We start from the raw sequence: 5,276 nt of genomic DNA, 5'->3' as shown, positions 1-5,276 counted from the left end.
GCCGTTCGCGCGTCACCCGCAGCCCATTCTCGGCCAGCAATTGCTTGGCTTCCCGCTCTGTCAGGTTTCTGGCGGTCGCCACGGCGCAAGAGGCCAGCGAAGCTGCTGAGGCGATCGGTTTCCCGGTCGTGCTGAAGATCGAGTCCCCCGACATTGCCCATAAGACCGAGGCCGGCGGCGTGCGGCTCGGTATAGCCAATGCGGCTGAAGCGGTGGAAGCCTTCACGGCGATCATGGGAAGCGCCCGTGACCATGCGCCGGATGCGGAACTGCGCGGCGTGATGGTGCAGGAAATGGCTGGGCGCGGCGTCGAAGTGCTGGTCGGCCTCATCCGGCATGAGCCGTTCGGCCTGGGAATTGTCGTCGGCGTCGGCGGCGTTCTGGTCGAACTGATCAACGACGCCGCTTTCGACCTCTTGCCGGTCGACCGCGTGTCGGCCGAGGTGCTGATCGACCGGACACGATTAGGCGCTCTACTGAAGGGCTATCGCGGCGCGCCGCAAGCCGACAGGGAAGCACTGGTCGAAACGATTATGGCGCTGTCAAATTTTGCCGGCCGCTATGGCCATCTGATCGAGGCCGTCGACCTCAATCCGGTCGTCGTGTTCGAGAAGGGCGTCTGCGTTCTCGATGCACTGGTCATTCCGAGAGCGGAATAGTCACGCCGCCGTTTCCAACCGGTTTTCCCTGCCCAGTTTTCCAAGCAGCGCTTTCTTCCTTGCCTCGAAGCGTTCGACCGCCGCTATCTTGATGTGGCCGAAGCCGCGCACCTCTTCCGGTAGCCGGGCAAGCTCGGTCGCCACGGCATGATTGCCCTGTGTCAGCCGTGCCGAGAGATCTGTTATCAGGCTTTCATATTCCTCCATCAGGCGCCGTTCCATCCGCCGCTCCTGCGTGCGTCCGAACGGGTCCAAACGCGTTCCGCGCAGGCCTTTCAGCCGTGCCAGCATGGCGAAGACCGGGTTGATCCAGGCACCGAAGGCGATCTTGCCGGGATGGCCGGTGCGTGGATCGATGCGCGAGATCATCGGCGGCGCGAGATGATGCCTGATCTTGAAATCGCCCTCGAATTGTTCGGCCAGCTTTCTCCTGAAGGACGGATCACGATGCAGCCGCGCGACTTCATATTCGTCCTTGTAGGCCATCAGCTTGAAGGCCCCGACCGCCACGGCCTTGGCAAAATTCTCGGAGCCGGCTGAGAGCCCGGCTTCGGCAGCGCGGGCGATGTCCACCAGCTTGCGGTAGCGGTTTGCGTAGGCAGCATTCTGATAATCGGTCAGAAAGGCCATCCGACGGGCAACCATGTCGTCGAGCGTCTCTGACTTCGGCGCCTTGGCGCTGCCCGTCTGCGCCGCATTCAGCACCGCCGCAAGGTCGACCGCCGCGCGGCGGCCCCAGCCGAAGGCCGCGCGGTTCATGGCGACGCCGGCGCCGTTCATCTCGATCGCCCTGTCGATCGATGCGAGGCTGATCGGCACCAGGCCGCGCTGCCAGGCATTGCCGAGCAGGAACATGTTGGCGGCGATGGCGTCGCCCATCAGCGCGAGGCCGAGCCTGGTTGCCGGGATTAGCGTGATCGCCTCTTCGCCCGTCGCCCGGCGCAACTGCTTCAGTGTCGCTTCCTGGCGGAAGTCGATCGCGGTGTTCTGCACGAAGGAAGCGGTCGGCGCGAAATGATCGTCGAGAACGGCTGTTGTGCGGCCGCGCGCGAAGGTAGACATCGATGTCGCTGACGCCGACACGACGATGTCGAAGCCAAGCACTAGGTCGGCTTCGCCAGGGCCGATCCTGATCGTGTTGAGCATATCAGGGTCGCGCGCCAGCCTGATATGCGAGATCACCGCGCCATTCTTCTGCGCCAGCCCAGTCTGGTCGAGTGTCAGCAGGCCTAGCCCGTCGAGATGCGCCGCCTGGGACAGGATGGCGCTGACCGTGATGACGCCGGTGCCGCCAATGCCGGCCAGCAGCATGTTGTAGGGCCGGTCGAGCGCCGCCAGCGCCGGCATTGGCAATTGATCGGAACCAGCCGTTATCGCACGCGCCTTCGGCTTGCGGATCGTCCCGCCTTCCACCGTCACGAAGCTAGGGCAAAAGCCCTTGATGCAGGACAGGTCGGTGTTGCAGCTCGACTGGTTGATCCTGCGCTTGCGGCCGAACTCGGTCTCCTCAGGCTCGATCGAAATGCAGTTGGAAACGGCCGAGCAATCGCCGCAGCCTTCGCAGACCAGCTCGTTGATGAAGGCGCGTTTTGGCGAGACCGGATAGGCGCCGCGCTTGCGGCGGCGGCGCTTTTCGGCGGCGCAGACCTGATCGAAGACCAGCACCGTCACGCCCTCGATCTCCCTGAGCTCGCGCTGCACGGCGTCGAGCTCGTCGCGATGGTGGATGGTCACGGACCGCGGCAGGACGCCCGCCCAAGCCTCGGGCTTTTCGGACACGACCACGACACGCTTTGCCCCTTCCGCCAGCGTCTGTTCAACGATCGACGGCACGGAAACCTCGCCGTCATGGCGCTGGCCGCCGGTCATGGCGACCGCGTCATTGTAGAGGATCTTGTAGGTGGCGCTGACCTTGGCGGCGATGGCAGCTCGGATCGCCAGCAGTCCGGAATGGAAATAGGTGCCGTCGCCCATATTGACGAAAATGTGCTTCTCGTCGGTGAAGGGTGACAGGCCGATCCACGAGCCGCCTTCGCCGCCCATCTGGGTGAAGGTGGCGGTCTCACGCTCCATGCCGATGACCATCATGTGGCAGCCGATGCCGGTCGAGGCGCGGCTGCCGTCGGGCACGACGGTGGAGATCGAGTGGGGGCAGCCGGAACAGAAATAGGGTTCGCGCTTCAGCGCGATCACCTCGCCGGGCGTGGACGCAGCGGTCGCCTCGATCTTCTTCACGTGCATGCCAAGCTCCGCGTCCGGCGGGCCGAGCCGCGAGGCGATGGCGCGGGCGACCGAAACAGTGCTGATCTCGCCAATCGAAGGCAGCAGCGGCGCGCCGCGCTCGTCCGTCTTGCCAAAGACGCGCGGACGATCGGCCATATTGAACAGCAGCGCCTTGATCTGGTCCTCGAGCACCGGTCGTTTCTCCTCGACAACGAGGATTTCCTCCAGCCCTTGCGAGAAGGTCTTGAGCCCCTCCGGCTCGAGCGGCCAGACCATGCCGACCTTATACAGGCGGATGCCGAGTTCGGCCGCACGCCGCTCGTCGATGTCGAGCGCCGACAGCGCGCCAAGCAGGTCGAGCCATGACTTGCCGGTCGAGACGATGCCGAGCCGTGCCCTCTTGCCGCCATGCACGATGCGATCGATGCCGTTGGCGCGGGCAAAGGCGTGCACCGCCGCCATCTTGTGCTCTATGCGGCGCTCCATCGCATGCGGGCCATCGGGCCAGCGCAACGATAGACCGTCGACAGGCAGCGCCAGCTCCGGCATGACGATGCCGAGCCGCGCCGGGTCGACATCGACGGTCCCCGTGCACTCGACGATCTCGGTCTGGCACTTGAAGCCGATCCAGGCGCCGGAATAACGGCTCATCGCCCAGCCGAGCAGGCCATAGTCGATATATTCGCCGACGCCGCCCGGCGACAGCAGCGGCACCATGGCCGAGATCAGATTGTGCTCGCTCTGGTGCGGCAGCGTTGACGAGACGGCGCCGTGATCGTCGCCGACCAGAAGCAGCACGCCGCCATGCTGGTTGGTGCCGACGGCGTTGGCATGGCGGATGACGTCCATGGTCCGGTCGACACCGGGACCCTTGCCGTACCACATGGAAAACACGCCATCGTAGCGCGAACCAGCGAACATGCCGGTCTGCTGCGTGCCCCAGACCGCGGTCGCCGCCATGTCCTCGTTCAGGCCGGGATGGAAGACGACGTGGTTTGCCCTGAGATATTTGCCGGCGCGCTGCATCTCGCGATCGAAGCCGGCCAGCGGCGAGCCGCGATAGCCCGAGACATAGCCGGCCGTGTTGAGGCCGGCGGCAAGGTCGCGCTGGCGCTGGACCAGCGGCAGCCGCACCAGCGCTTGCGTGCCCGAGACCAGGATGCGACCGCGTTCGAGCGCATAGCGATCGTCGAGGCTGGCCGGAACCGCATTCGCCTGTCTGGCTTTCGGGAGAGCGGCAGCCGTCATCGGGGCACTCCTTCACGCAAGATATCCGCCGCGAGGTCGAAGACGCGACCGGCATTGAGGATATTGTTTGGGTCGAAGGCCACTTTCAAGCGCCGCATGGCGGCGATCTCGGCATCGCTGCGCACCAGATGCAGCCATTCCTTCTTGTCGAGGCCGATGCCGTGTTCGGCCGAGACGCCGCCGCCGGCCGCGGCCGCGCCCCTATAAACGATGTCGTATGCGGCAGCCGGATCCACGGTGCCGACCTGATAGTGCAGATTGCCATCGCCGAGATGGCCGAAGACATAGATGTCCGCGCTGGGGTCGATTGCCCGGATCGCGGCTTCCGCCGCTTGCAGGAAGGTGCCCATCCTCGCCAGCGGGATGCTGATGTCGACGCCGATCAGACCTTTTATCGAAAACAGGAAGCGGTTGGCGTCCTCTCGCACGGCCCAGAGCGCGCGGAATTCGCGCGGCGACTGCGAGACGACCACGTCGTCGATCACGCCGTCTTCAACCGCCTGCATCAGCACAGCGGCAAAGCGTTCGCCGTCGCGGTCGGGCTCGCTGCCCTGTATTTCGGCGAGCACGTAGACGGGCGAGCCGACGGGCAGCGGTGCCGGCGCATCCATGCCGGCGACCATGGCGCCGTAGAGCGGTGCGAAATTCACCTCATAGGCCGAGAGCAGAGGCCCGAGCTTCTGCCTGAGCAGCCCGAGCAGCGCGATTGCCGCCTCAAGCGAGGCAAGTGCGCAGAAGGCGTTGACCTCGGTGGCCGGCTTCGGGTGCAGCCGCAGGCAGGCGCGCGTGACGACGCCCAGCGTGCCTTCGCTGCCGATGAAGAGCTGGTTGAGGTCGTAACCGGAATTGTCCTTGGGCAAGCCCTTGAGCGAGGTCAGGATGCTGCCGTCCGCAAGCACCGCTTCCAGGCCGAGCACCTGCGCTCGATACATGCCGTAGCGCAGCACGCGGATGCCGCCGGCATTGGTGGCGACATTGCCGCCGACCGTGGCCGTGCCGCGCGCGCCGATGTCGACGCCGAACAGCAAGCCGGCCGCGTCGGCCGCGTCCTGCACCATCTGCAGCGGCGCGCCGGCCTCGGCGATGATCGTCGCCGCCTCACGGTCGGGAGCCGCGATCGCCGTCATGCGCTCCAATGACAGCACC

3 protein-coding genes are annotated in these 5,276 nt (G+C 65.5%); 1 reads left to right on the top strand and 2 read right to left on the bottom strand.

Annotation, left to right across the window (positions count from 1 at the left end; genetic code table 11):
* The coding region (locus E5W87_RS18915) for an acetate--CoA ligase family protein (RefSeq protein WP_292400645.1) at positions 1 to 659 on the top strand (659 nt) is incomplete at its 5' end.
* Here the strand turns inward: E5W87_RS18915 and E5W87_RS18910 are convergent.
* Both E5W87_RS18910 and E5W87_RS18905 read right to left on the bottom strand, forming a co-directional pair.
* Positions 660 to 4,130, bottom strand: coding sequence for an indolepyruvate ferredoxin oxidoreductase family protein (locus E5W87_RS18910; RefSeq protein WP_292400642.1), 3,471 nt, complete (start codon positions 4,128 to 4,130; stop codon positions 660 to 662). It lies immediately after the preceding gene.
* The coding region (locus E5W87_RS18905) for an FAD-binding oxidoreductase (protein WP_292400640.1) at positions 4,127 to 5,276 on the bottom strand (1,150 nt) is incomplete at its 5' end. The genes E5W87_RS18905 and E5W87_RS18910, both read right to left, overlap by 4 nt.

Source organism: Mesorhizobium sp. (assembly GCF_004962925.1).
Lineage (GTDB): Bacteria > Pseudomonadota > Alphaproteobacteria > Rhizobiales > Rhizobiaceae > Mesorhizobium.
Note: the sequence above shows the minus strand (reverse complement) of the source record. Positions and strands in the feature narration are given on the sequence as shown.